The organism is Streptomyces stelliscabiei (genome assembly GCF_014873495.1).
In the GTDB taxonomy this organism is placed as follows: Bacteria; Actinomycetota; Actinomycetes; order Streptomycetales; family Streptomycetaceae; genus Streptomyces; species Streptomyces bottropensis.
In genome coordinates, this window is the sequence record NZ_JADBGF010000001.1 from 6,859,521 (window position 1) to 6,884,241 (window position 24,721).

At 70.3% G+C, this 24,721-nt stretch carries 17 protein-coding genes; 11 read left to right on the forward strand and 6 right to left on the reverse strand.

Features of this window, described 5'->3' with window-relative positions:
- The first annotated feature begins 19 nt into the window (after positions 1-19).
- From H4687_RS30590 to H4687_RS30600, 3 genes are all read left to right on the forward strand, one after another.
- Entirely contained in the window at positions 20-424 is a 405-nt protein-coding gene (locus H4687_RS30590; protein WP_046912980.1) for a (deoxy)nucleoside triphosphate pyrophosphohydrolase, read from the forward strand.
- A gap of 367 nt (positions 425-791) precedes the next feature.
- Positions 792-1,199 (forward strand): ATP-binding protein, encoded by a 408-nt coding sequence (locus tag H4687_RS30595; protein ID WP_046912979.1) that lies wholly within the window; start codon positions 792-794, stop codon positions 1,197-1,199.
- A gap of 273 nt (positions 1,200-1,472) precedes the next feature.
- On the forward strand, positions 1,473-4,334 hold the full coding sequence (locus H4687_RS30600; protein ID WP_373560619.1) for a SpoIIE family protein phosphatase: 2,862 nt from the start codon (positions 1,473-1,475) through the stop codon (positions 4,332-4,334).
- Between the two features lie 31 nt (positions 4,335-4,365).
- Here the strand turns inward: H4687_RS30600 and H4687_RS30605 are convergent, their stop codons facing one another.
- The 5 genes from H4687_RS30605 to H4687_RS30625 form a co-directional block, all read right to left on the reverse strand.
- Complete coding sequence (locus tag H4687_RS30605) at positions 4,366-6,759, reverse strand: hypothetical protein (protein WP_318787717.1); 2,394 nt, start codon at positions 6,757-6,759, stop codon at positions 4,366-4,368.
- Positions 6,760-7,015: 256 nt separating this feature from the next.
- The gene (locus H4687_RS30610) at positions 7,016-7,792 is read right to left on the reverse strand and encodes a succinate dehydrogenase/fumarate reductase iron-sulfur subunit (protein WP_046918485.1); all 777 of its coding nucleotides are present in this window, start codon (positions 7,790-7,792) and stop codon (positions 7,016-7,018) included.
- A 31-nt stretch (positions 7,793-7,823) separates the two neighbouring features.
- Positions 7,824-9,767 carry a fumarate reductase/succinate dehydrogenase flavoprotein subunit gene (locus H4687_RS30615; RefSeq protein ID WP_046918486.1) on the reverse strand — a complete coding sequence of 648 codons (1,944 nt, stop codon included), beginning with the start codon at positions 9,765-9,767 and terminating at the stop codon, positions 7,824-7,826.
- Positions 9,768-9,786: 19 nt separating this feature from the next.
- Positions 9,787-10,623 carry a hypothetical protein gene (locus H4687_RS30620; protein ID WP_005480661.1) on the reverse strand — a complete coding sequence of 279 codons (837 nt, stop codon included), beginning with the start codon at positions 10,621-10,623 and terminating at the stop codon, positions 9,787-9,789.
- An 87-nt stretch (positions 10,624-10,710) separates the two neighbouring features.
- Positions 10,711-11,001: a hypothetical protein gene (locus H4687_RS30625; RefSeq protein ID WP_050399612.1), complete on the reverse strand. Its 291-nt coding sequence runs from the start codon at positions 10,999-11,001 to the stop codon at positions 10,711-10,713.
- Positions 11,002-11,532: 531 nt separating this feature from the next.
- Between H4687_RS30625 and H4687_RS30630 the strand changes: the two genes are divergently transcribed.
- The 8 genes from H4687_RS30630 to H4687_RS30665 all read left to right on the forward strand — a co-directional run bounded on the left by H4687_RS30630 (position 11,533) and on the right by H4687_RS30665 (position 23,549).
- Positions 11,533-13,782, forward strand: coding sequence for an ABC transporter family substrate-binding protein (locus tag H4687_RS30630; protein ID WP_046918125.1), 2,250 nt, complete (start codon positions 11,533-11,535; stop codon positions 13,780-13,782).
- Between the two features lie 273 nt (positions 13,783-14,055).
- Complete coding sequence (gene typA, locus H4687_RS30635; protein WP_033525542.1) at positions 14,056-15,963, forward strand: translational GTPase TypA; 1,908 nt, start codon at positions 14,056-14,058, stop codon at positions 15,961-15,963.
- A gap of 463 nt (positions 15,964-16,426) precedes the next feature.
- Positions 16,427-17,467 carry an ABC transporter permease gene (locus H4687_RS30640; RefSeq protein WP_046918126.1) on the forward strand — a complete coding sequence of 347 codons (1,041 nt, stop codon included), beginning with the start codon at positions 16,427-16,429 and terminating at the stop codon, positions 17,465-17,467.
- A gap of 104 nt (positions 17,468-17,571) precedes the next feature.
- Positions 17,572-19,374, forward strand: coding sequence for an ABC transporter substrate-binding protein (locus H4687_RS30645; protein WP_046918127.1), 1,803 nt, complete (start codon positions 17,572-17,574; stop codon positions 19,372-19,374).
- A 108-nt stretch (positions 19,375-19,482) separates the two neighbouring features.
- A complete protein-coding gene (locus H4687_RS30650; protein WP_046918128.1) occupies positions 19,483-20,460 on the forward strand; it encodes an ABC transporter permease in 978 nt (325 codons plus the stop codon).
- A 10-nt stretch (positions 20,461-20,470) separates the two neighbouring features.
- Positions 20,471-21,532 (forward strand): ABC transporter ATP-binding protein, encoded by a 1,062-nt coding sequence (locus tag H4687_RS30655; RefSeq protein WP_046918129.1) that lies wholly within the window; start codon positions 20,471-20,473, stop codon positions 21,530-21,532.
- 13 nt (positions 21,533-21,545) lie between these two features.
- Complete coding sequence (locus H4687_RS30660; RefSeq protein ID WP_046918130.1) at positions 21,546-22,688, forward strand: ABC transporter ATP-binding protein; 1,143 nt, start codon at positions 21,546-21,548, stop codon at positions 22,686-22,688.
- A gap of 477 nt (positions 22,689-23,165) precedes the next feature.
- Positions 23,166-23,549 (forward strand): VOC family protein, encoded by a 384-nt coding sequence (locus tag H4687_RS30665; protein ID WP_046918131.1) that lies wholly within the window; start codon positions 23,166-23,168, stop codon positions 23,547-23,549.
- A gap of 179 nt (positions 23,550-23,728) precedes the next feature.
- Here H4687_RS30665 and H4687_RS30670 read toward each other — a convergent pair whose 3' ends face one another.
- Positions 23,729-24,712: an ABC transporter permease gene (locus H4687_RS30670; protein WP_005480642.1), complete on the reverse strand. Its 984-nt coding sequence runs from the start codon at positions 24,710-24,712 to the stop codon at positions 23,729-23,731.
- Positions 24,713-24,721: the final 9 nt, after the last annotated feature.

Here is a 24,721-nt window from a genome sequence, read left to right on the forward strand (position 1 = left end):
CTCCCGTAGGCTCCCGCGCATGACCGAACCGATCGTGGTGGTGGGAGCCGCTCTGCTGAATGACGGGCGCCTGCTCGCGGCACGCCGCAGCGCACCGCCTGAGCTGGCCGGACGCTGGGAACTGCCCGGCGGCAAGGTGGAGCCCGACGAGTCGCCCGAACAGGCGCTCGTGCGTGAGTTGCGCGAGGAGTTGGGCGTCGAGGCGAAGTCCGCGGAGCGGGTGCCCGGCGAGTGGCCGGTGCGGCCGGGGTATGTCCTCCAGGTCTGGATCGCGCATCTGCTGTCCGGTGAGCCGCGGCCGCTGGAGGACCACGACGAGCTGCGGTGGCTGACCGTGGACGAGGTGTGGGACGTCGACTGGCTGGACCAGGACGTGCCGGCCGTGATGGAGGCGGCGCGGGTGGCCTGGGGCGACGCCGGCTGAGCAGTCGATCCCCGGGTGTCATGGCCCGTCGGGGGTCAGTGCCGGCCCCGGGTGCGGGGTGTGTTCGTCGGCCCGCTGACTGCCCGTACGAGCCGCCCGGGACACCCGCGCCACCCGCGCGGTCCGGGAGTGTCGCCCGGGAGTGCCGCCACTTCGCCCCCGGGATGCCGCGGCGGTGAGTATCGTGGCTGCGGGTCGAGTGCGGCCGATCGCGCGGTTCTCCGCGCTCCCTGCGGGCCCGTCCTGGGTGCGCTCCCTACGCCGTTCGTGCCACAGTGCGCCCTCGTGCGCGGTACTTCGGCAGGGATATCGGGTATGTGCCCATTAACCCCATGAAACCGGACAGGGTCTGCTTCTGGACTGGGAAGTGATCGGCGTGATCGACAGCGGAGACGACTGCGCCGAGTGGACCTTTCCGGCGGAGCCGGGGGCGGTGCGGGACGCGCGCGCCGTGGTCCGGAGGCAACTGCGCGAGTGGGGCCTCGATGTGCTCGGGGACATCACCGTCCTGTTGGTGAGCGAGCTGGTGACCAATGCGCTGCGGCACGCCACCGGACCCATCGGGGTGCGGCTCGTGCGTCCCTCCGGCCCCTCGGGCGCACTCCTGGTCGAGGTTTCCGATCCACTGCCCGATCCGCCCCGCGAACGCGCGGCCGATGTCGACGACGAGAGCGGCCGGGGTCTGCAGTTGGTGGCCTGTTCCTCACGGGCCTGGGGTACCCGCCCCGGCGAAGCGGGCAAGACCGTGTGGTTCGAACTCGCGGTTCCCGGCTGAGCGGGCCTGTCGGCGTACGGGCCGAAGAACCCGGTGCACGGCGGGAGTCCACGGCGTACGGTTCGAGCGGGGGCGGCTCCCCGGGGCGCGCGTGCGACCGACTTATTCAAGCCAGTAGCGCTGGCTGGAGTCTTTGATTCGAGAGGGCACCGCCTGGTTAGAAGACTTGGGAGTATGTTCCGGCCGGTCCAAAAATGATCGGGACCGTGCTGTGATCGTGAACACCGTGTTGTGCGGCGCCGTAGTGCTGGATACTGCGGGCAGCCGCCCCTGGTGACCGAAGCCGGACGCGGTGAGCTGGAGGGGACGGTTCGCGTGAGCGAGATACCAGCGAAGGCCACGGAGTCCACGGGTTCCCGGAACCCGTCGGACCGCGCGAGGCCCGAGGCCGCAGAAGATTCCGGCCTGGGCGGAGCCACGCGCGACAGCGGGGCCGCACGCGGCGAAGCGGGCGACGGCCGCCCGGGTCGCAGGTCCGGGAACCCAGGGCCACAGGGGCGGCCGTCCGGGGAGCGAACGCCCGAGGGGCGACCGTCCGACGCGCGCGCCGGTGATGCCGGCGGTTCCAGCGGTGCCGAGGGTGGCGCGAGTGTCATGGGTGGTCACGGCACCGGGGACTCGATGTGGCAGACCAGCGCGCCGGGATCCATCTACGACTACATCAAGGTCGCCTCGTTCTCGATCGGCGCCGACGGGCTCGTCGACCAGTGGAGCCTGCGCGCCGAGCAGTTGTTCGGCATATCCGCCGAGCGGGCCGTGGGGATGGACCCCATCGAGGCGTTCATCGACCCCGACCGGCGTGAAGAGGGCCAGCGGAAAATGGCCGAGGTCCTCGACGGCCGGGAGTGGACCGGTGTGGTCCCCTTCCGTGTGCCGGGTCCCGACGGGGCTGAGGGGCTGGCCGAGGTCTATGTGATGCCCACCACCGTGGACGGCGGTGAACGGGCCGCGGTGTGCATCGTCGTGGACGTCCGGACCCTGCGCCGGATCGAGACCGATCTTGCCGCTTCGCAGTCGATTTTCGGCCAATCCCCGTTCGGTTTCATTCTGATCGACACCGATCTCCAAGTGAGGCGCGCCAACCAGCGTTTCGCCGCCATCTACGGCGGCGAGGTGGACGACCACCGCGGCCGGGGCGTCCGCGACTATCTGCAGTCCCCGGAGGCCGAGCGGGTCGAGGCCACCCTGCGCCGCGTCCTGGAGACCGGCGAGTCGATCACCGACATGCACATCACGGGCTTCGTGCCCGGCTCCGAGGAACGCCGCCACTGGTCCATCAACCTCTACCGCGTGCACAGCGGCACCGGCCGCCCCATCGGCATCGCCTGGCTCGGCACCGACATCACGGCCCGTCGCTCCGCCGCCCGTGAGGCCGCCGCCGCCCGCCGCAACCTCGCCCTCCTCAACGAGGCCGGCGCACGCATCGGCAACTCCCTCGATTTGGAGACGACCGCCCGCGAACTGCTCGACGTCGTCGTCCCCGGCTTCTGCGACCTGGCCACCGTCGACCTCTACCAGGGCCTCCTGGTGGGCGACGAGACCCCGCCCGGCCTCGCCGACGGCAGCGCCGAACTGCGCCGCGTCGCCTTCGCCAGCGCCGTCTCCGACGCGCCCTTCGTCGGCGGACCCGCCCCCGTGCGGGTCGGCGCGGTCCACCACTACCCGTTCAACTCCCCTTGCGCGGACGCCCTGCGCACCGCCCGCCCCCAGGAGGTGCCGGAGGAGGGCAACCTCATCCAGTCGACGCTCGCCGTGCCGATGGTCGCGCACGACACCGTCGTCGGACTCGTGCAGTTCTCCCGCACGAAGGGCAGCGAGCCGTTCGGCGAACGCGACCGGGGCCTGGCCGTCGAACTGGCCGCACGCGCCGCCGTCTGTATCGACAACGCGCGCCTGTACCGCCGCGAGCACGAGCGCGCCCTCATCCTCCAGCGCTCCCTGCTGCCGCCGGGCGACCCCGAGGCCTCCGGGCTCGACATCGCCTGCCGCTATCTGCCGGGCAACGCGGCCACCGAGGTCGGCGGCGACTGGTTCGACGTCATCGAACTCCCCGGCCACCGCACGGCACTCGTCGTCGGCGACGTGATGGGCCGCGGACTGCGGGCGGCGGTGGCGATGGGCGAACTGCGCACGGCTGTGCGCACGTTGGCCCTGCTGGACCTCGAACCGGCAGAGGTCCTCTCGGCACTCGACGAGATCGCCCGCGGCCTCGGCACCCCCGGCGGCGGCCAGTCGGCCTCCCGCACCTCAGCCAGCCGCCCCCGCGACAAGGATCTCTCCGAGGTCTACCTCGCCACCTGCGTCTACGCCGTCTACGACTCGGTGACCCGCCGCTGCACCTTCGCCAACGCGGGCCATCTGCCGCCGGTGCTGGTCGAGCCCGGCGAGAGCGCGCTGATGCTCGACGTGCCGCCCGGCATGCCGCTCGGCGTCGGCGGCGAGCCCTTCGAGGAGGTGGAGGTCGAACTACCCGAAGGCGCACTGTTGGCGCTCTACACGGATGGACTGGTCGAATCCCGCGACCATCCCCTCGACGAGGGCCTCCAGGCGTTCGTCGGCGCGCTCACGGACCCCGCACAGCCGCCGACCGCGCTGCGCGGCGACGCCCCCCGGTCGCTGGAGGACGTCTGCGACCACGTCCTCAACACCCTCGACACCCACCACGGCGAGGACGACATCGCGCTGCTGATGGCCCGTGTCCAGGGGCTGCCGGAGGACTCCGTCGGCGACTGGACCCTGCCGCGTGAGCCGCGCAGCGTGGGCCGCGCCCGCGAGCACGCCCGCGGCCGGTTGCAGGCCTGGGACCTGGAACCCCTCATCGACACGGCGGAACTGCTGGTCAGCGAGCTTGTCACCAACGCGCTGCGGTACGGCGAGGGCGAGATACGGCTGCGGCTCCTGCTCGACAGAACGCTTGTCTGCGAGGTGTGGGACGCGGGTCTCGTGCAGCCCCGGCGGCGCCGGGCGCGTGACACCGACGAGGGCGGGCGAGGGCTCCAGCTCGTCGGCCTGCTGTCCGCCGCGTGGGGGTCCCGCCGGACGCCTCGCGGCAAGACCGTGTGGTTCGAACTGCCGCTGCCGGGTGGGGAGCACGGGCTGACGGATCCGGCGGAGGCGTTGCTGAGCCTGTTCTAGGGCGGAGTGCCGGGGACCGGGACTCGCCCGGTCAGAACTGGCCGCCCGCCGTTCTGCGGGCGCGGGTCGCCGTCCCGCCGTAGCAGGCGGGGCCCCGCAGGTCGGCCCGGCCGTCGCCGCCGGGGGGCTCGCCGAGGACGATGCCGCCCAGCAGAGCACCGGCCAGGCCGTCGCCGACGGGGCCGCCGTACGGATTGCCGTACGCCCGGACGTCCTGCTCGGCGAGGTGCCGGGCCTCCTGGGCGAGGGCGTGGGCGCGCCGGGTGTCCGCCGCCGTTTCCACGTTCTCGTCCTGCCCGGCGGAGTCCGTCGGCATCGCCTGCGTCAGATGCCGTTCCGCCTCCCACAGCCGGGTCCTGGCCCGCGCGCCCACCGCTCCCCGGTGCGTGGTGACGAAGTCCGCCGCGGTGGCGACCGCGCTGTGGGCCGGGAGGAACCAGCGGTCCTGACGGCGCAGGACGTCGAAGGGGTCGTCGTACGGGCCGGTGGAACGGCCAGCCTGCCCGGCGGTCACCGTGGCGTGCGCCAGCTCGGCGGCGAGCCGTTCCACCCCGGTCACGAACAGGTCCGCCTGGTCGATGGCGCCCTCGGCGGCCCGCAGGTGTGCGGCCGCGGTGTGCAGGTCGCCCGGATAGGCGGCCTGGCGGGCCCGGTTCAGCTCGGTGGTGGCGAAGACCAGGCGGTCCTTGGCCTGTTCGACATGGCCGGCGACGGGGAGCGAGACGGCCGGGGTGTAGTCCTCGCGCAGGGTGGTGAGGGTGGTGGCCGCTGTCGCCGTGCGGCCGGCCAGCTCGCGGAAGCGGGTCTCCGCGCACTCCAGGGCGGGGGTGATGTCCCGCTCCAGGGCTCGGAGTTGGTCGAAGGCGGGCGTCGCCGTGTCGAGCCGCCGCTGTGCGGTCGTGCACCGGGTGAGGATCTCTTCCAGCAGCGCGCGTTCCTCGTCGGGCGGCAGGGCGCCGCGCTCCTCGTCCAGCCGCAGATCCGCCCGGCAGGCCCCCGCCAGCTCCCGCCGCGCGTCCGCCAACGCCTCCACGAACGGCTGTACCGCGTCCCGGCCCGCAGGGGTCTCGGCGAAGGGCATGGCCGGGTCGAGGGGGATCGCGGCCTCCGAGCGGGGCTCGGCCGAGTCGACTGTGGGGGGTCCGGCGTCCGCGTCGGTGGGGCCGGTCGGTTGCGCCGCGTGGGGTGTGGGTGGGGCGGCGTCGGGATCGGGTGGGGTGGGGTCGGGCGGGCCTTGTTCCTCGGGTGGGGCGGAGTCGGAGACCGCCGGGCCTTCTCCGTGCGGCTGCGGCCGAGGCACGGCTTCCGGCTGCGGATCGGGCTCGGCGTCTTCGGCGGGGCCGGCCGGGGTCTTTGCGGAGGGCTCGGTGTCGTCGTGGTCCGTGGGCCGGTCCGGGGGCGGCTCGGCGGCGACGTGACCCGGGCGGGCCGCCGCGAAGCGGAGTTCCTCGGCGCTGGTACGGACACTGTCGTCGGTCTCGACGAGCAGCCGCTGGGCCCGGAGGTGGAGGTCGGACAGGGGGCTGGTCGGCGGTTCGTACGTGCCGGTCGGCGTCGTGCGCAGCTGGGCGCGGCGTCGGCGTCGTACGAGCGAGTACGCGGCCACGGCGACGGCCGCGCCCGCGGCGGCCACCGGCAGGATCAGGTCCGCCCCGGAGGCCTCGTCACCGACCGGCGCCGCCGCGCCGATGCCGGGCGCCACCGGCCGTGCGCCGGTGGCCGGGGGCGCGAGTGGCACCGCGACGGCCGGGTCGCCGGGTCCGACGCCGGCACCCTGCCCCAGGGGCCACCCGTCGATGACCGGGATCGCGGACGCTGCGGGATCGACCGGATGTGCGGGGCGACTTCTCGTACGGTCTGTCGCCCCGGGGGAGCCGTCGCTGTCCGGAGTGCCGGGAGGCCGGTCGGCGATGGGGCCGACGGTTGTCGTGCCTGCGTACTGCGTCCCGGACGGCTTGTTGTCGTGGGGTGGGGCGGGTTGTCGGTCGGCGGTGGGGTCGACGGGTGTCGTGCTTGTGTCCTGCGTCGGGGACGGCTTGTCGTCGTGGGGTGGGGCGGATTGTCTCTCGGCAGCCGGTCCGACGGCTGTCCTTCCCGCGTCCGGCGGCGCCTCGGTCGGCTCGTCGCCGTGCGCGGGCGCCGGGGGTCCGGTGGCGGTACCCCTTGCCGCTGTCCCGTTCCCGGACGGTGTTCCGGACAGCTCGCCGCCGACCGCGGGCACCACCTGGGGCGCACCCGGGGCCGTGTCGCCCGCGTGGCGTGTGTCGGCGGGGCGGTCCGTGGATCGTTGTTCGGCCGGTTGCGTGGTCGTGGGGAGCAGGAGCCAGGCCAAGGCTGCGAGCACCCCGAAGGCGGTGTGGGCCAGGCGCACGGCTATGTGCGACGTGGCGCCCCGCGCTCGGCTCCTTCTCAGACGCGACGTCACATTGGGGAGCGTATGGCCGGACTCGCGCGGTCGCGAGCGGGGTGCGGCGGAGTGGGGGAGACGAGGGCCGGCGCCGACGGCGTAGGCCTGTCAGGACCGCTTCCCTCGCGAGGCTGGTCCTGATCGTCGCCGGCTCGGTGCGGTCGTACCTCGCGAGCCGTCCCGGCCGCGTCGCCACCCGGTGACGCCCGGATGGTGACGCGCGGCGACCGCGATGCCCCGGATGACGACCCGCACAACCCCCGAGGGCCGGCCCTCACCCCGCCGAGGACCGCCTCCTGATCTTCGACCCCAGCCACACCAGCGGGTCGTACTTGCGGTCCACGGCACGTTCCTTCAACGGGATCAGCGCGTTGTCCGTGATCTTGATGCCTTCGGGGCAGACCTCGGTGCAGCACTTGGTGATGTTGCAGTAGCCGAGGCCGTGTTCGTCCTGGGCCGTCCTCTTGCGGTCCAGGCCGGTGTCCTCCGCCGCGTCCAGCGGGTGCATGTCCAGCTCCGCGACGCGCATGAGGAAGCGCGGGCCCGCGAAGGCCGGCTTGTTCTCCTCGTGGTCGCGGACGACGTGGCAGGTGTCCTGGCACAGGAAGCACTCGATGCACTTGCGGAACTCCTGCGGACGGTCCACGTCCTCCTGCATCATGCGGTACTCGCCGGGACCGAGCTTCTCCGGCGGCACGAAGGCCGGGACCTCGCGCGCCTTGGTGTAGTTGAACCCCACGTCCGTGACCAGGTCACGCACGACGGGGAAGGCCCGCAGCGGCGTGACGGTGATCGTCTCGTCCCGCTCGAACACCGACATCCGGGTCATGCACATCAGCCGGGGACGGCCGTTGATCTCGGCGGAACACGAACCGCACTTGCCCGCCTTGCAGTTCCAGCGGACGGCGAGGTCGGGCGTCCGGGTCGCCTGGAGCCGGTGGATGATGTCGAGCACCACCTCGCCCTCGTTCACCTCGACCTCGAAGTCCTCCAGGGCGCCGCCCCGGACATCGCCCCGCCACACCCTGAAGCGCGCCTCGTAGCCGCTCATGACCGCGCCTCCTCGTGGCTGTCGTAGCCGCTCACTCGTACAGCTCCTCTTCGGCGAGGTACTTGACCAGCTCCTCCTTGTCGAACAGGGCGAGCAGGTCGGGACGGATGGCTTCGGTGGTCTCCCGGGTGAGGGCGATCTGGCCGACGACGGGGTCCCAGGTCTCCGGCCCGCCCGTCGGATCGGAGAGCCGGCACAACAGATTGATCCGGCGCCAGTCGCGGTCCATCGTCGGATGGTCCTCGCGGGTGTGGCCGCCACGCGACTCGGTGCGCTCCAGCGCGGCCCGGGCCACACACTCGCTGACCAGCAGCATGTTCCGCAGGTCGAGGGCGAGGTGCCAGCCCGGGTTGAACTGCCGGTGTCCCTCCACACCCGCCCGCCGCGCCCGCACCCGCAGGTCGGCCAGCTTCTCCAGCGCCTGCTCCATCTCGCCCTCGCGGCGGATGATGCCGACCAGGTCGTTCATGGCCTGCTGCAGTTCCTGGTGGAGGGTGTACGGGTTCTCCGGCGGCCGGCCGGCCTCCAGACCCGGCTCCGGACCCTCGGCGGAGAACGGCCGCAGTGCCTCGGCGGCGGCCGTGTCCACCTCGATGTCGTCCACCGGGGGCCGGGCCCCGCTCAGGCCCGCCGTGTACGCGGCCGCGTGCTGCCCCGCCCGGCGGCCGAACACGAGGAGGTCGGACAGGGAGTTGCCGCCCAGCCGGTTCGAGCCGTGCATCCCGCCGGCCACCTCACCGGCCGCGAACAGGCCCGGCACCCCGCGCGCCGCCGCCGTGTCCGACTCGACCGCGATCCCGCCCATCACGTAGTGACAGGTGGGCCCGACCTCCATCGCCTCCGCCGTGATGTCGACGTCCGCCAGCTCCTTGAACTGGTGGTACATCGACGGCAGCCGGCGCCGGATGGTCTCCGCGGGCATCCGCGTGGACACGTCCAGGAAGACCCCGCCGTGCGGCGAGCCCCGGCCCGCCTTCACCTCGGCGTTGATGGCCCGAGCCACCTCGTCGCGCGGCAGCAGTTCGGGCGGGCGGCGGTTGTGGTCCGGGTCCTCGTACCAGCGGTCGCCCTCCTCCTCGGACTCCGCGTACTTCTCCTTGAAGACGTCCGGGACGTAGTCGAACATGAACCGCTCGCCCTCGGAATTGCGCAGGACACCGCCGTCCCCGCGCACCGACTCCGTGACGAGGATGCCCTTGACCGAGGGTGGCCAGACCATGCCCGTGGGATGGAACTGCACGAACTCCATGTTCAGCAGCGGCGCCCCCGCGAGCAGTGCCAGCGCGTGGCCGTCGCCCGTGTACTCCCACGAGTTCGACGTCACCTTGAACGACTTGCCGATCCCGCCGGTGGCGAGGACCACGGCCGGCGCTTCGAGGACGAAGAAGCGCCCGGATTCGCGCTCGTAACCGAAGACGCCGCAGACGCGGCCGCCGTCCTTCAGCACCCGGGTGACCGTGCACTCCTGGAAGACCTTCAACCGGGACTCGTAGTCGCCGGTCTCCTTGTGGTCCTCCTGCTGGAGCGCGACGATCTTCTGCTGGAGCGTGCGGATCAGCTCCAGGCCCGTACGGTCGCCGACGTGTGCCAGCCGCGGGTACTCGTGGCCGCCGAAGTTGCGCTGCGAGATCCTGCCGTCCTTCGTACGGTCGAAGAGGGCGCCCCAGGTCTCCAGCTCCCACACCCGGTCGGGGGCCTCGCGCGCGTGCAGCTCGGCCATCCGCCACTGGTTGAGGAACTTGCCGCCGCGCATGGTGTCGCGGAAGTGGACCTGCCAGTTGTCGCCGGAGTTGACGTTGCCCATGGCGGCCGCGATGCCGCCCTCCGCCATCACCGTGTGCGCCTTGCCGAACAGGGACTTGCAGATCACGGCCGTACGGGCGCCCCGCTCACGGGCCTCGATCGCGGCGCGGAGCCCGGCGCCGCCGGCGCCGATCACGACGACGTCCCACTCCTGTCGTTCGACCACGGACATCAGAAGCACCCTTTGTCTGTTAGAAGAGGGCCGGATCGTCGAAGACGCCGGACGCGACCAGGTACACGTAGAAGTCGGCGAGCGCCACGCTCACCAACGACGCCCAGGCCAGCTGCATGTGGCGGGCGTTGAGCTTCCCGACCCAACTCCACATCCGGTAGCGCACGGGATGCTTGGAGAAGTGCTTGAGCTTGCCGCCGACGATGTGCCGGCAGGAGTGGCAGGAGAGGGTGTACGCCCAGATCAGCACGATGTTCACGAGGAACACGAGGGTGCCGAGGCCCATGTGGCCCCACGCGTAGTTCTCGTCGCGGAAGGCCAGGACCGTGTCGTAGGTGAGGATGCAGGCGACGAGCAGGGCCGCGTAGAAGAAGTACCGGTGCAGGTTCTGCAGGATCAGCGGGAACCGGGTCTCGCCGGAGTACTTCTGGTGCGGCTCGGCGACCGCGCAGGCGGGCGGGGAGGCCCAGAAGCCGCGGTAGTAGGCCTTGCGGTAGTAGTAGCAGGTCAGGCGGAAACCGAGCGGGAAGATCAGGATGATGATCGCCGGTGAGATGCCCCACCAGCCGCCGAAGATCTCCCAGTTGGGGCCCCCGCGCATGGGCTCGCAGCGTTCCGCCAGACAGGGCGAGTAGAACGGCGAGACGTACGGGGCCGCGTAGTAGTGCGCGTCGGCGAAGGCCCGCCACGTCGAGTACACGATGAAGGCCAGCAGGCCGGCGGCCGTCGCGGCGGGGGCGAGCCACCAGCGGTCGGTGCGCAGGTGCGGGGCGGAGATCGCGGCGCGCGTACGGGTCCGTACGCCGCCGCGCCGGGGATGGGGTTCTGTTGCCGGTGGTTCCGTACCAGTGGCCAACGGGGGACTCCCGGTCGGGTTCTTGGCGTGTCGGGGACGAGGGCGGGGGCTGGGCTTTCGGGGTCGTGGGGTGGTCGGTTACGGCGGTCAGGGGGCGCGGCGGTCGCGGGCGCCGAGGCCCTCGTCGTCCGAGTCCGTCCACAGTGAGCTGTCGTACGGGGTGTCGGAGATCGGGACCAGGTCCGGGCGGCGTGGCTTCGCCAGGGCGGGGGCGGCCTCGCCGAGCAGCGCGACGCTTTCGCGCAGGTGGTCGGCGTCGGTTCGGACGCGGCGTATCTCCAGGCCGCTGCCGCCGAGTTGTTGCTCCAGGCGGCGTACGGAACGGGTCAGTTCGTCCAGGCAACGCCGGACTGCCGTCAAGTCGTCGTGCACGGACATGACTTGCCCTCGCTTTCAGGGGGTGGTGACCCCAAGGCGGCAATGTTCATGCGCCTGCGAGTGTCGCGCGTCACACGTGTCGCTGGGAAGTCGTGTGCGGTGTTCTTTTGCGCCGGGGGAGGGGCGGGGAGCGCGGGCGCGTTGTCGGGTGCGTTGTCGGGTGCGGCCCGGTGGGGCTTCTCGCGCAGTTCCCCGCGCCCCTAAAAACCCAGGCCCTGCGGGCCTGAAAGCCCAGGCCTCCGGCCTTGAAAGCCCAGCCCCTGCTTTCAGGGGCGCGGGGAACTGCGCGAGAAGTCCCACCGGACGAGCACCCGCCGAACAACAGAACCCACCGGGTCCCGAGGCGCCCCATCCCACTTCATGGCGCCCAAACGGGTGGGTTCAGCGGCCCCCTCGTCGTGTCGCCACCCCCACGAGAACCCCGTCCTCTTCAGTGGGCCGCATCCGTCTGATCAGCTCCATATACCGCCGAACGTGATCAGAGCCACCCCCGTCCCCGTTCTCCCACCGCGGAGCGAGGAGGTCGCAGTGATGCCGATTCCCCACGACCGCGTTCGACCGCGCGCCCGGCGCCGCACCCTGGCGTTCCTGGCCGCAGGCGTGCTCACCGTGCCCGGCCTGAGCGGCTGCAGCGAGGAGGATCCGGCGGGCAGACCCCTGGCCGGACAGGACATCGCGCCCGCCGCACGCGACCGCGTCGCCGACGGCGGCACCCTGCGCTGGGCCGTGGACGCCGTACCGGAGACGCTGAACACCTTCCAGTCGGACGCCGACCCGACCACGGCACGCATCGCCGGTGCCGTCCTGCCGTCGATGTACCGCCTCGACGCCGGCGGACGCCCCCAGCTCAACGCCGACTTCCTGGAGTCCGCGAAGGTCGTCGAACGCGAGCCCCGGCAGGTCGTCCTCTACAAGCTCAACCAACAGGCGGTGTGGAGCGACGGCCGCGAGATCGGCGCCGCCGACTTCGCCGCGCAGTGGCGGGCCCTGTCCGGCAAGGACGCCGCGTACTGGACCGCCAGGAACTCCGGCTACGAGCGCATCGAGAAGATCGAGCGCGGCGACAACGACCTGGAGGTCCGGGTCACCTTCGCCCGCCCGTACGCCGACTGGAAGTCGCTGTTCTCGCCGCTGTACCCGAAGCAGGTGATGGGCACCCCCGACTCCTTCAACGACGGCGCCCGCAAGAAGCTCAAGGTCACCGCCGGCCCGTTCGCGCTGAAGGAGGTCGACCGCAAGGCCGGCGAGGTCACGCTGGCCCGCAACCCCCGCTGGTGGGGACGGACGGCCAAGCTCTCCGAGCTGGTCCTGCGCGCCGTACCGCGCGCCGAGCGGGCCGAGGCGCTGGCCGAGGACAAGATCGACATCGCCGAGATCGACTCCGCGCAGGCCGAGCGGATCATGCTCGCCTCCCGTGACAAGAAGAAGACGCAGGGCGCCGGTCCGCCGCTCTCGCGGAGCGGCCCGCTCGGCCGGGAGGCCGGCGCGCACGGCCCCGAGTCCGGCCTGACCCCCGCGAAGTCGCTGCGGTCCTGGGCCCTCGCGCACGGCTCGGACGAGAAGGCCGCCGACGGCGAGACCCGCGCCCGTGAGAAGCGGCGCGCGGCGCTCGCCGAGTACCTCTCGCAGCAGTCCGCCCTGCGCGGCTTCGCCGTCCGCCGGTCCCTGGAACCCGCCTTCACCCAGCTCGCGCTGAACGGCTCCGACGGTCCCCTCGCCGACGAGCGCGTCCGCCGCGCCGTGGCCCGCGCGATCGACCGCGAGAAGCTCGCCGCCCTCGTCCTCGAACCGCTCGGTCTGCCCGCCGAGCCCGTCGGCAGCCACCTCGCCCTCGCCGGTCAGGCCGCCTACGCGGACAACAGCGGCGCCCTCGGCGGCCAGGACGCCGACGAGGCGCGGGCCCTCCTCGCCGACGCCGGCTGGGAACAGGGCGGCCCGCTCGAACCCCGCGAGCCCGTGGCGGAGAGCAAGAAGGCGGCCGGCGCGGAGAGGGAGAAGCGGGGTACGAAGAACGGCTCCGGTTCCGACAAGCCCGGCTCCGAGAAGTCCGGCTCCTCCGCGGACGACAGCACGTACGTCGTCGGCGGGGACGACAAGCCCTACGACGCCGACGAGAACCTCGCCCAGGACGGCAAGCAGTTCAAGCCGGGCGGCGCGCCCGGCGCGTACGCCCCGCAGGGGACGCGGGCGCCGGCCGAGGCCGCGCGAGGGCCGCTCGCCAAGAACGGCAAGCTGCTGACGCTGCGGTTCGTGCTGCCGTCGGGACCGGGGACGGAGTCGCTGCGGACCGTCGGCGAGCGGATCGCGGTGATGCTGGAGCGCGTCGGGATCCGGACGGAGATCACGAAGGTCCCGGACGAGAGCTACTTCAAGGACCACATCGCGAACGGACAGTACGACCTCGCGCTGTACTCCTGGCCGACCTCCGCGTACCCCGCCACCGACGCCCGGCCGATCTACGCCAAGCCGGTCCCGGCGGCCGACGGCTCGCTGAACGTCGAGCAGAACTACACGCGCGTCGGCACGGACCGCGTCGACCAGCTGTTCGACCAGGCCGTCTCCACCCTCGACGAGTCGAAGACCCGCTCACTGATCCGGAAGGCGGACGCCCGCATCTGGGCCGCCGCCGGGTCCATCCCCCTGTACCAGCGGCCCCAGCTCGTCGCCGCCCGCACCACCCTCGCGAACGCGGGCGCCTTCGGCTTCCAGACCCCGGTCTACGAGGACATGGGCTTCCTGAAGAAGGGCGCGAAGGGACCGGCGCGGCCCTCGCACACGTAGGCGATCACGCCCCCTCGAACCCCGGCCGCCGCCCCCGTGACGAAACGGGGGCGGCGGCCGGGGTTCGAGGGCGGCCGAGGCGGCCCGAGCCACCGCGAAAGGGTCCTGAGCTGGGGCTGAGCCGGGCTGAGCTGGGCCGGAACGGCCCGGGGAGCCTCGGTGCCCGCGGCCCCGTACCATGGGGTGAGGCCGTGGCATGTCCAGCCCGGCAGGGTCCGCGCGACACAGATGTCAGCGCAGGCCGTCCTCACACTCCGGGAGAAGCGCCTCAATATGGCCACGCGCCACGACATCCGCAACGTCGCCATCGTCGCCCACGTCGACCACGGCAAGACCACTCTGGTCGACGCCATGCTCAAGCAGGCCGGTGCCTTCGCCGCGCACGCCGCCGAGTCGCTCGACGACCGCATGATGGACTCGAACGACCTGGAGCGTGAGAAGGGCATCACGATCCTCGCCAAGAACACGGCGGTGAAGTACCACCCGAAGGATGGCGGCGACGTCATCACCATCAACATCATCGACACCCCCGGTCACGCCGACTTCGGTGGCGAGGTCGAGCGCGGTCTGTCGATGGTCGACGCGGTGGTCCTGCTCGTCGACGCCTCCGAGGGCCCGCTGCCGCAGACCCGCTTCGTGCTCCGCAAGGCGCTTCAGCAGCGCCTGCCGGTCATTCTGTGCATCAACAAGACGGACCGCGCGGACTCGCGCATCGACGAGGTCGTCAACGAGACCTACGACCTCTTCCTCGACCTCGACGCCGACGAGGACCAGATCGAGTTCCCCATCGTCTACGCGTGTGCGCGTGACGGTGTCGCCTCGCTGACCAAGCCGGAGGACGGCACCGTCCCGGCCGACAGCAACAGCCTGGAGCCGTTCTTCTCCACGATCCTGTCGCACGTCCCGGCCCCGTCGTACGACGAGGAGGCCCCGCTCCAGGCGCACGTCACCAACCTGGACGCCGACAACTTCCTCGGCCGTATCGCGCTGCTCCGCGTCGAGCAGGGCGAGCTGCGCAAGGGCCAGACGGTCACGTGGATCAAGCGTGACGGCACGATGGCCAACGTCCGCATCACCGAGCTGATGATGACCGAGGCGCTCACCCGCAAGCCCGCCGAGGTGGCCGGCCCCGGTGACATCTGTGCCGTCGCCGGTATCCCGGACATCATGATCGGCGAGACCCTCGCCGACACCGAGAACCCGATCGCGCTGCCGCTGATCACGGTCGACGAGCCGGCGATCTCGATGACCATCGGCACCAACACCTCGCCGCTGGTCGGCCGTGGTGGCACCGGCAAGGGCGCGGACAACAAGGCCGCGGTCAAGGACCGCAAGGTCACCGCCCGCCAGGTCAAGGACCGCCTCGACCGCGAGCTGGTCGGTAACGTCAGCCTCCGTGTCCTCGACACCGAGCGTCCCGACGCCTGGGAGGTCCAGGGGCGTGGTGAGCTGGCGCTGGCCATCCTGGTCGAGCAGATGCGCCGTGAGGGCTTCGAGCTGACCATCGGCAAGCCGCAGGTGGTCACCAAGATCGTCGACGGCAAGGTCTACGAGCCGGTCGAGCGCATGACGATCGACGTCCCCGAGGAGCACATGGGCGCGGTCACGCAGCTCATGGGCGTCCGCAAGGGCCGGATGGACAACATGTCCAACCACGGCTCCGGCTGGGTCCGCATGGAGTTCGTCGTCCCGTCCCGCGGCCTGATCGGCTTCCGTACGGAGTTCCTGACCGGCACGCGCGGCACGGGCATCGCCCACTCCATCCACGAGGGCCACGAGCCGTGGTTCGGCACGCTGACGACCCGCAACAACGGATCGCTCGTCGCCGACCGCTCCGGCGCCGTCACCGCGTTCGCGATGACGAACCTCCAGGAGCGCGGTGTGCTGTTCACCGACCCCGGCACCGAGGTCTACGAGGGCATGATCGTCGGTGAGAACTCGCGCTCCGACGACATGGACGTGAACATCACCAAGGAGAAGAAGCTCACGAACATGCGGTCCTCCTCGGCCGACTCGTTCGAGGCGATCGTCCCGCCGCGCAAGCTCTCCCTGGAGCAGTCCCTGGAGTTCTGCCGCGACGACGAGTGCGTCGAGGTGACCCCGGAGGCCGTGCGCATCCGCAAGGTCAACCTGGACGCCCGCGAGCGCGCCCGCGCCGCGAGCCGCGCCAAGCACGGCTGACGTTCCGTCAATTGCCTTCTGCGAAGCCCCGGTTCTCCGCCCTCGGAGGACCGGGCTTCCGGCCTGCCCGCCTGATGGGGAGGTCTTGTGGGGATACTGGGGCTTCCGGGTGATGTGTGAAGGGCCTGCGGGGGAGGCCGGCCTTCCGTCGCCGACTGTCCGATTGGCTGTCTTCGGGCTGTGAACCGCTGTTCGGATATCGGTGTCGCAGCGATCAAGTTTCGGACATGTAAACAAAAATCGTAGCGGGAATGTCCGATTCGCCGGTATCCGTTGCGGCTTGTCAAGCGCGACCAGGTGTCAATCTTTGCAATTTTTGCTCAAAATATGGACGGTAGGGAGATCCCTATGCCTTCCGCCCTTGACGCGCGTTGACCCGTTTGGCGAAAGTTCCCCCAAACCACAGAACCTGCCGGTATCTGTGCTGCGCTCAACTCTCCAACCCCCCGGGGGAAGAACAGACATGACCAGTCCAACCAAGGCCGAGGGCTCCGGGTCCGCGGTCGCCTTGGACCCCGAGCTCGAGACGGCCGCCGAGGCCGCCAAGGGTGAGCAGAAGCTTGAGGGTCGTTCCCCCGGCCAGTTGATGTGGCAACGGTTCAAGCGGGACCGTACGGGAGTCATCTCCGCGTGCGTAGTGATTTTCTTCTTCGTGATCTCCGCCCTCGCGCCGGTCATCGCGAGCCTGTACGGCAAGAACCCCTACACGCTGTACGCGCAGGAGCCGGACTTCCCGTTCCTGCTCGACGACTTCGCGATGCCCACCGGTTCCTTCGGTGGCATGTCGGGTGACTTCTGGTTCGGCGTCGAGCCGAAGCTCGGCCGCGACGTCTTCACGATGCTGCTGTACGGCATGCGGACCTCGCTGTACATGGCGGTGCTCATCACCCTGATCAGCGTGGTCACCGGCGTACTCATCGGCATGGTCGGGGGCTACTTCGGCGGCCGCGTGGACTACTGGGTGGGCCGGATCACCGACTTCTTCCTGGGCTTCCCGCAGCAGCTCTTCTTCATCGCCTTCATGCCCGTGGTCACCGCGCTGTTCGTCGACCCGAAGGACGAGACGCCGACGTATCTGCGCGCCCTGGCCATCATCCTGGTGATGTGGTTCCTCGGCTGGATGGGCCTGGCCCGCCTGGTCCGCAGCTCCGTGCTCTCGCTCCGTGAGCGTGAGTTCGTGGAGGCGGCGAAGGTCTCCGGCGCCTCGCCCTGGCGCATCGTGCGCAAGGAGATCCTCCCGAACATCGTCACCCCGATCCTCGTGCAGGGCACGTACATCCTGCCCAGCACGATCCTCTCCATCGCCTTCCTCTCCTTCGTCGGTGTCGGCTTCGTCGAGCCCACCCCCGACTGGGGCCGCATGTTCGCCATCGGCGCCGGCGTCTATGAGCAGGACCCGATGTTCATGATCTTCCCGGGCGTGGCGATGGTGGTCTTCGTTCTCTGCTTCAACCTTCTCGGCGACTCCGTCCGGGACGCATTCGACCCCAAGACCGGACGCTAATCGTCCATTGGTGGGTGGGGGGACTGCCACCCCCGATCCGGGTTCGGCCCGGACCGTCAGGCAGTACTCGTGGACAACAATCGACAGGTAGGTGCATAGGCATCATGAAGCCCATCAGAACCCGCACCACGCGCGCCGTGGCCGTCGCCATCGTGGCCGGCTCGCTGGCGCTCACCGGGTGCTCGGACAACGGCAAGACGGACACGAAGGACACTTCCAAGTCCCAGGACGACGCCGCCGAGCAGTCGAAGCCTGTCGCCTACGGTGACGCCGCCGCCTCCACCGGCCCCGCCGAGCCGGTCAAGGGCGCCAAGCCCGGCGGTGTCATCAACGTCTACGCGCAGTCGGACATGACCCACATGGACCCGGGTCAGATCTACGTCTCCGACGCCGGTCAGCTCGCCAACCTGCTCCACCGGGGTCTGACGAACTACCAGGAGGACGACAAGGGCAACCTGACGGTCGTCGGTGACATCGCCACCGACTCCGGCAAGTCCTCCGACGGCGGCAAGACCTGGACGTACACGCTCAAGGACGGCATCAAGGACGAGGACGGCAACGCCATCACCTCGGCCGACGTCCGCCACACCATCGAGCGCCAGTACTCCAAGGTCATCTTCGACGGCCCGACGTACATCCAGAGCTGGCTGTCGGGCTCCGACTACCGCAAGGCGCTGCCGGACGGCCCCTACAAGGGCAAGCACCTGCCGGACTCCGTCCTGGAGACCCCGGACGCCAAGACGGTCGTCTTCCACTTCGACCAGGCGCGCCCGGACCTCCCGCAGGCCCTCGCCATGGCCGGTTACGCCGTCGTGCCCGAGAAGCAGGACACGAAGGAGAAGTACGACAAGGCCCCCGCGGCCCTCGGCCCGTACAAGGTCTCCGAGTACAAGGCCGGCAAGTCGCTGACCCTGGTCAAGAACGACCAGTGGGACCCGAAGACGGACTCGGTGCGCCACCAGTACGTCGACGGCTACAACTTCACCACCACCATCGACCAGGCCAGCCAGACCAAGCGTCTGATCGCCGACCAGGGCGAGGCCAAGAACGCCATCCAGTTCACGGACTCGGTGGACCCGGCCCAGCTGTCGACGGTCATCGGCAACGCCGGTGCCAAGAAGCGCACCATCCAGGGCTACCAGCCCTACGTGTGGCAGATGACCTTCAACCTCGACAGCGCCAACATGAAGGACAAGAAGGTCCGCGACGCGATCACCTACGCGCTCCCGTCGCAGGCCATGGTCCAGGCCGACGGTGGCCGCTACGGCGGTGAGATCGCCGGTGGTCTGATGGCGCCGACCCTGCCGGGCTACGACAAGTCCTACGACCCGTTCGGCAAGCTGAAGAAGCCCAACGGTGACCTGGCGAAGGCCAAGGAGCTGCTGAAGGAGGCGGGTGTCAAGGACGGCACCAAGCTGACCTACGCCTACTCCAACACCCCGCGTGGCCAGGCCCAGATGGTCATCGTCAAGGACACGCTGAAGAAGATCGGCTTCGACGTCCAGGCCAAGGAGATCGACCGGGCCAGCTTCTACGAGCAGATCGGCAAGCTGGACAACCCGTTCGACCTCTACATGACCGGCTGGGGCCAGGACTGGTCCTCCCCGTCCACGGTCATCACCCCGGTCTACGACGGCACCCTGGTCGCCGACGGTGCGTCGAACTACTCGCACATCAAGGACGCCAAGGTCGACGCGCTGATCAAGAAGGCGCTGACCGAGGAGCCCGAGGCCGCGGCCAAGACGTGGGAAGAGGCTCACCACCGCATCGTGGAGGAGATCAACCCGGCCGCCCCGGTCTACTACTCGAAGCAGATCCAGCTCTTCGGATCGAACATCGGTGGTGCCCGGTACAGCACGGAGTCGAGCTACATCGACATCAACGACCTGTTCGTGAAGCAGCCGTAATCCGTCAGTCCGGCTGATCCGCGGGGGTGTGCGCCAGGCGGAGCGCACCCCCGCGGTCGGTTCCACCCCCTCCGACCGCCGCGTTTTCGAAGAGAGCATCCACCCGCCATGCTTCAGTTCCTCATCCGCAGGCTGATCGGCGCTGTCGTCATCATGTTCCTGATCGGCGCCTTCACGTTCTTCCTGTTCTATACGATCCCCCAAGACTTCGCGCAGCTGTCCTGCGGCAAGAACTGCTCCCCCGAGAACATCGCGGTCATCAGAGAGAACCTCGGCCTCGACAAGCCCATCACCACGCAGTTCTGGGACTTCATGTCCGGCATCGTCGTCGGCCGGGACTTCGCGGTGGGTCACTGCCCTGCGCCGTGCCTGGGCATGTCCTTCCAGAGCGGTGAGTTCGTCTGGGACTCCATCATCGACCGTTTCCCGCTCACGCTGTCGCTGACCATCGGCGGCCTGGTGATCTTCCTGGTGCTGGGCCTCGGCTCCGGCCTGCTCGCCGCCTGGAAGCGCGGCACCATCGTCGACAAGATCGTCAGTGGCGCCTCGATGGTGCTCAGCTCGTTCCAGATCTACTTCCTCGGTCCGATCGTCCTCGGCATCTTCGTCTACAGCACCGGCTGGATGGAGAGCCCGAAGTACGTCCCGTTCACCGAGGACCCGGTCGGCTGGGCCCTGGGCATGCTGATCCCCTGGGCCGTCATGGCGACGATCTTCACCGCCCAGTACACCCGTATGGCCCGCTCGACCATGATCGAGCAGCTGTCGGAGGAGCACGTCCGCACGGCCCGGGCGAAGGGCATGAAGCAGCGGTACGTATTCTTCCGTTATGCCTGGCGTGGTTCACTCATTCCGATCGTCACCATCATCGGCATGGACCTGAGCGCACTGCTGTCGGGCGCGGTGGTCACTGAGTTCACGTTCGACCTGGCCGGCATCGGGCGTCTGGCGGTCGAGTCCTCGACCGACAAGGACATCCCGCTGACCATGGGCGTGATGCTGTTCGGGGCCTTCTTCATCCTGCTTCTGAACATCGTCGTGGACATCGCCTACGCCTACATCGACCCGCGCGTGCGCCTCAGCTAGGAGAAATACCGTGACCACTCTGACCAAGACCGAAGGTGAGAAGGCCCCGACCGGGCCGGAGGCCTTCCTCTCGGTCCGCGACCTGCGGGTGCGGTTCTCCACCGAGGACGGCATAGTCAAGGCCGTCGACGGGCTCTCCTTCGACGTCGAGCGCGGCAAGACGCTGGGCATCGTGGGCGAGTCGGGCTCCGGCAAGTCCGTGACCAACCTGACCGTCCTCGGTCTGCACAACCCCAAGACCACCACCGTCGAGGGCGAGATCATCCTCGACGGCAAGGAACTCGTCACCGCCAAGGAGAAGGAGCTGGAGCAGCTCCGCGGCAACAAGGTGGCGATGATCTTCCAGGACCCGCTGACGGCGCTCTCGCCGTACTACACGGTGGGCCGGCAGATCGCCGAGCCGTTCATGAAGCACACCGGCGCCTCCAAGAAGGAGGCCCGGCAGCGGACGATCGAGATGCTGGCCAAGGTCGGCATCCCGCACCCGCAGACGCGCGTGGACGACTACCCGCACCAGTTCTCCGGCGGTATGCGCCAGCGCGCCATGATCGCCATGGCCCTGGTCTGCGACCCCGACCTGCTGATCGCGGACGAGCCGACCACCGCCCTCGACGTGACCGTCCAGGCGCAGATCCTCGACCTGCTCAAGGACCTCCAGCAGGAGTTCGGCTCCGCGATCATCTTCATCACGCACGACCTCGGCGTCATCTCCGACATGGCCGACGACCTGCTGGTGATGTACTCGGGCCGGGCCGTGGAGCGCGGCAGCGTCCGCGAGGTGCTGCGCAACCCCACGCACCCCTACACCTGGGGTCTGCTCAGCTCGATGCCCCGTCTCGGCGGTGACACCAGTCAGGCACTCACACCGATCCCCGGCTCCCCGCCCAGCCTGCTCAACCCGCCCACCGGCTGCCCGTTCCACCCGCGTTGCGCGTTCACCGGCGAGGTCGGCGGCAACCGCTGCAGCACCGAGCGGCCGTCGCTCGGCCAGGGGCGCGACTCCGCCTGCCATCTGACGGCGGAGCAGAAGCAGACCATCTTCATCGACAAGATCCAGCCTCGGCTGCGCTAGGGAGAACCGAGACATGAGCGACAACCTCACCCTCCCCGCGCAGCAGGGCTCCAAGGACACCCCGGCCGAGACCCTCCTCAAGGTCGAGGGCCTGGCGAAGCACTTCCCCATCTACGGCGGCTTCCCCATCAAGCGCAAGGTCGGGGCCGTCCAGGCGGTGGACGGCATCGACCTGTCCGTCGGCGTCGGCGAGAGCGTCGGCCTCGTCGGTGAGTCGGGCTGCGGCAAGTCGACCACCGGCCGGCTGATCACCAAGCTGATGGAGCCCACCGGCGGGAAGATCACCTACAAGGACCAGGACATCACCCACGCCTCGCGCAAGCAGCTGGCGCCGGTGCGGTCCGAGATCCAGATGATCTTCCAGGACCCCTACTCCTCGCTGAACCCGCGGCAGACCGTCGGCACGATCATCAAGTCGCCGATGGAGGTCAACGGGATCAACCCCGAGGGCGGCCGGGAGAACAAGGTCCGCGAGCTGCTGGAGCTGGTCGGTCTCAACCCCGAGCACTACAACCGCTTCCCGCACGAGTTCTCCGGCGGTCAGCGCCAGCGCATCGGGGTCGCCCGCGCGCTCGCCCTGAACCCGAAGCTGATCGTGGCGGACGAGCCGGTCTCGGCGCTGGACGTGTCGATCCAGGCGCAGGTCGTCAACCTGCTCCAGAAGGTCCAGGACGAGCTGGGCATCGCGTTCCTGTTCATCGCCCACGACCTCGCCATCGTCCGGCACTTCTCGAAGCGCGTCGCGGTGATGTACCTCGGCAAGATCGTCGAGGTCGCCGACCGTGACTCGCTCTACAACCGGCCCCGCCACCCGTACACCCACGCCCTCCTCTCGGCGGTGCCCGAGGTCGCGATCGACGACGAGGTCGAGGCCAAGGAGCGGATCCGGCTCGCCGGTGACGTGCCCTCGCCGATCTCGCCGCCGTCCGGCTGCCGCTTCCGTACCCGCTGCTGGAAGGCGCAGGACAAGTGCGCCTCGGAGGAGCCGCCGCTCATCCAGCTCTCCGGCAACCTGGCCGGCCACCTGACGGCCTGCCACTTCCCGGAGGACCCGACGACCGAGGCCCGCGCCGAGGACGTCGTGCTGGACCCGGCGCTCAAGGCGCTGGAGGACAGTACTTCGGACGAGTCCGGGGCGAAGATCGCCAAGGACTGACCCGACCGAGTCGTCATGGGCCCGTCGTACGACGGTGACGTTCCCGCTCGCCGGGGCCGTCACCGCCGTACGGCGGGCCCTGTCGTGTGCGGTGGGCCGCCGGTGGCGGTGGGGGCCGGGCTGCCGCGCGGGCGGTCCGTGTGTGTCATGGGGCGTCCCGTGGCGTGGCGTGGCGTCGAGGCGGGTCTCTCCTGCGTGGTCGTCGCCTTCAACCGCCCCAGCCCCTCCGACCGCCGCCCAGGAGGCCGTACGGGGCGGGGGCGCCGGTGGGGCCGCGTCTGCGCCGATGACCTGGGTGAGGGCGAGGCGTCGCCCGACGGTCGCCTGGCGTGGCGACCCGGCGGCTGACGGGACCGTGGGGCGAGGGCGGGGCCCGCAGCGAAATCGGTGGCGGCCCGTGTCCGGGGGCGGCAACCTGGGCTGTTGATCTCGGCCACTGCCGAGCGCCTCACCCAACGACTCACGACGGAGCCCCTGTTGAGCCCCACGCGCCCCGCCATCCACAGCGTCACCTTCGACTGCACCGGCGACCCCTACGACGTCGCCCTCTTCTGGAGCGAGTTGCTCGGCCGTCCGCTGGCCGACGACGACAAGCCCGGCGACCCGGAGGCGCTGATCGCGGACCCGGCGGGTGGGCCGAGGCTGCTCTTCGTGCGGGTGCCCGAGGGCAAGTCCGCGAAGAACCGGGTCCACTTCGACCTCAAGCCGCACGGCCGCACCCGCGCCGAGGAGGTCGAGCGGGCGGTCGCGCTCGGCGCCCGGGTGATCGCCGACCACACCCGTCCCGACGGTGGTGGTTGGGTGCTCATGGCCGACCCCGAGGGCAACGAATTCTGTGTGGAGCGGGGAGAGTCGGGCTGACGAGGGGCGTGCCTGGTCGTCAGGTCCGGCCCGGCGGCAGTCGGCTCGGGCCGGACCGGCGGGCTCGTGAGCGAGCCCCGGTCCGGCGGAGCGTGCAGGTGTCCGGCCGGGTGCGGTCAGGGCCGCTGGACCGGCCCCGGCCGCCCCGGCTCGCCCCCAGCTCCACCTAGCCCCCCCGCCTAGGCCAACCGCACCCGCGGATCGATCAGCGCGTACACCGCGTCCACCACGATGTTCGCGACCACGATCGCGGCGGCGGCGACCAGGACCACTCCGAGGAGCAGGGGGAGGTCGTTGTCGCGGACGGCCTTGATGGACAGGGCGCCGATGCCGTGGAGGCCGAAGGTCTCCTCGGTGATGATGGCACCGCCGAGGAGGTAGCCGATGTCGAGGCCGAGGATGGTGACGATGGGGCCCATCGCGCCGCGCCAGGCGTAGCGGAAGAAGACCGTGGACCGGGACATGCCCTTGGCGCGGGCCGTGCGGACGTAGTCCTCGGCGAGGGTCTCCACGAGCTGGGAGCGGGTCATCCGGGTGTAGTTGGCGGTGAAGATGATCGCGAGGACCAGCCAGGGGAGGAGGAGCCCCTTGAACCAGGCCGGCGGGTCCTGGGTGAAGCCGACGGCGTCCGAGGGGCGGGGCAGCAGGCCCCACTGGTCGGAGAGGTAGTACATCGCCACGACCCCGACGATGTAGATCTGGAGCGAGGAGCCCACCAGGGATGCCGAGGACGCGATCTTGTCCAGGGCACGGCCCTGTGCCACCGCCGCGACCATGCCGGTGCCCACGCCGAAGACGACGAACACGACCGTGCTGCCGAGCGCGAGCGACAGCGTGGTGGGGAAGCGGTCGGTGATCAGGCCGAGGACCGGCTCGTGGTTGGTGAAGGAGTAGCCGAGGCAGGGGGCCGGGCAGTGGCCGAGGCCGGCGTAGTCCCGGCCGGTGAACACCCCCGCCAGCCAGTGCCCGTACTGCACGGGCAGCGGGTCGGCGATACCGAGGTTGTGCCGGACCAGCGCGAGCGTCTGCGGGGTGCACAGCTTGCCGCAGGCGGAGCGGGCGGGGTCGCGCGGGGCGACGTAGAAGAGGAGGAAGGTGATGGCGCTGATGATCAGCAGGATCAGCAGCGCGCTCAGCGTCCTGCGGGCGACGAAGCGGAGCATGGCGGTTCG

What these genes read in the sequence shown, in the direction of transcription:
- H4687_RS30615 (WP_046918486.1), bottom strand. Translation starts at nt 9,767, where the DNA reads ATGTCCGTGGTCGAACGACAGGAGTGGGACGTCGTCGTGATCGGCGCC.
- H4687_RS30650 (WP_046918128.1), top strand. Translation starts at nt 19,483, where the DNA reads ATGCTTCAGTTCCTCATCCGCAGGCTGATCGGCGCTGTCGTCATCATG.
- H4687_RS30630 (WP_046918125.1), top strand. Translation starts at nt 11,533, where the DNA reads ATGCCGATTCCCCACGACCGCGTTCGACCGCGCGCCCGGCGCCGCACC.
- typA (WP_033525542.1), top strand. Translation starts at nt 14,056, where the DNA reads ATGGCCACGCGCCACGACATCCGCAACGTCGCCATCGTCGCCCACGTC.
- H4687_RS30625 (WP_050399612.1), bottom strand. Translation starts at nt 11,001, where the DNA reads ATGTCCGTGCACGACGACTTGACGGCAGTCCGGCGTTGCCTGGACGAA.
- H4687_RS30640 (WP_046918126.1), top strand. Translation starts at nt 16,427, where the DNA reads ATGACCAGTCCAACCAAGGCCGAGGGCTCCGGGTCCGCGGTCGCCTTG.
- H4687_RS30660 (WP_046918130.1), top strand. Translation starts at nt 21,546, where the DNA reads ATGAGCGACAACCTCACCCTCCCCGCGCAGCAGGGCTCCAAGGACACC.
- H4687_RS30645 (WP_046918127.1), top strand. Translation starts at nt 17,572, where the DNA reads ATGAAGCCCATCAGAACCCGCACCACGCGCGCCGTGGCCGTCGCCATC.
- H4687_RS30610 (WP_046918485.1), bottom strand. Translation starts at nt 7,792, where the DNA reads ATGAGCGGCTACGAGGCGCGCTTCAGGGTGTGGCGGGGCGATGTCCGG.
- H4687_RS30670 (WP_005480642.1), bottom strand. Translation starts at nt 24,712, where the DNA reads ATGCTCCGCTTCGTCGCCCGCAGGACGCTGAGCGCGCTGCTGATCCTG.
- H4687_RS30590 (WP_046912980.1), top strand. Translation starts at nt 20, where the DNA reads ATGACCGAACCGATCGTGGTGGTGGGAGCCGCTCTGCTGAATGACGGG.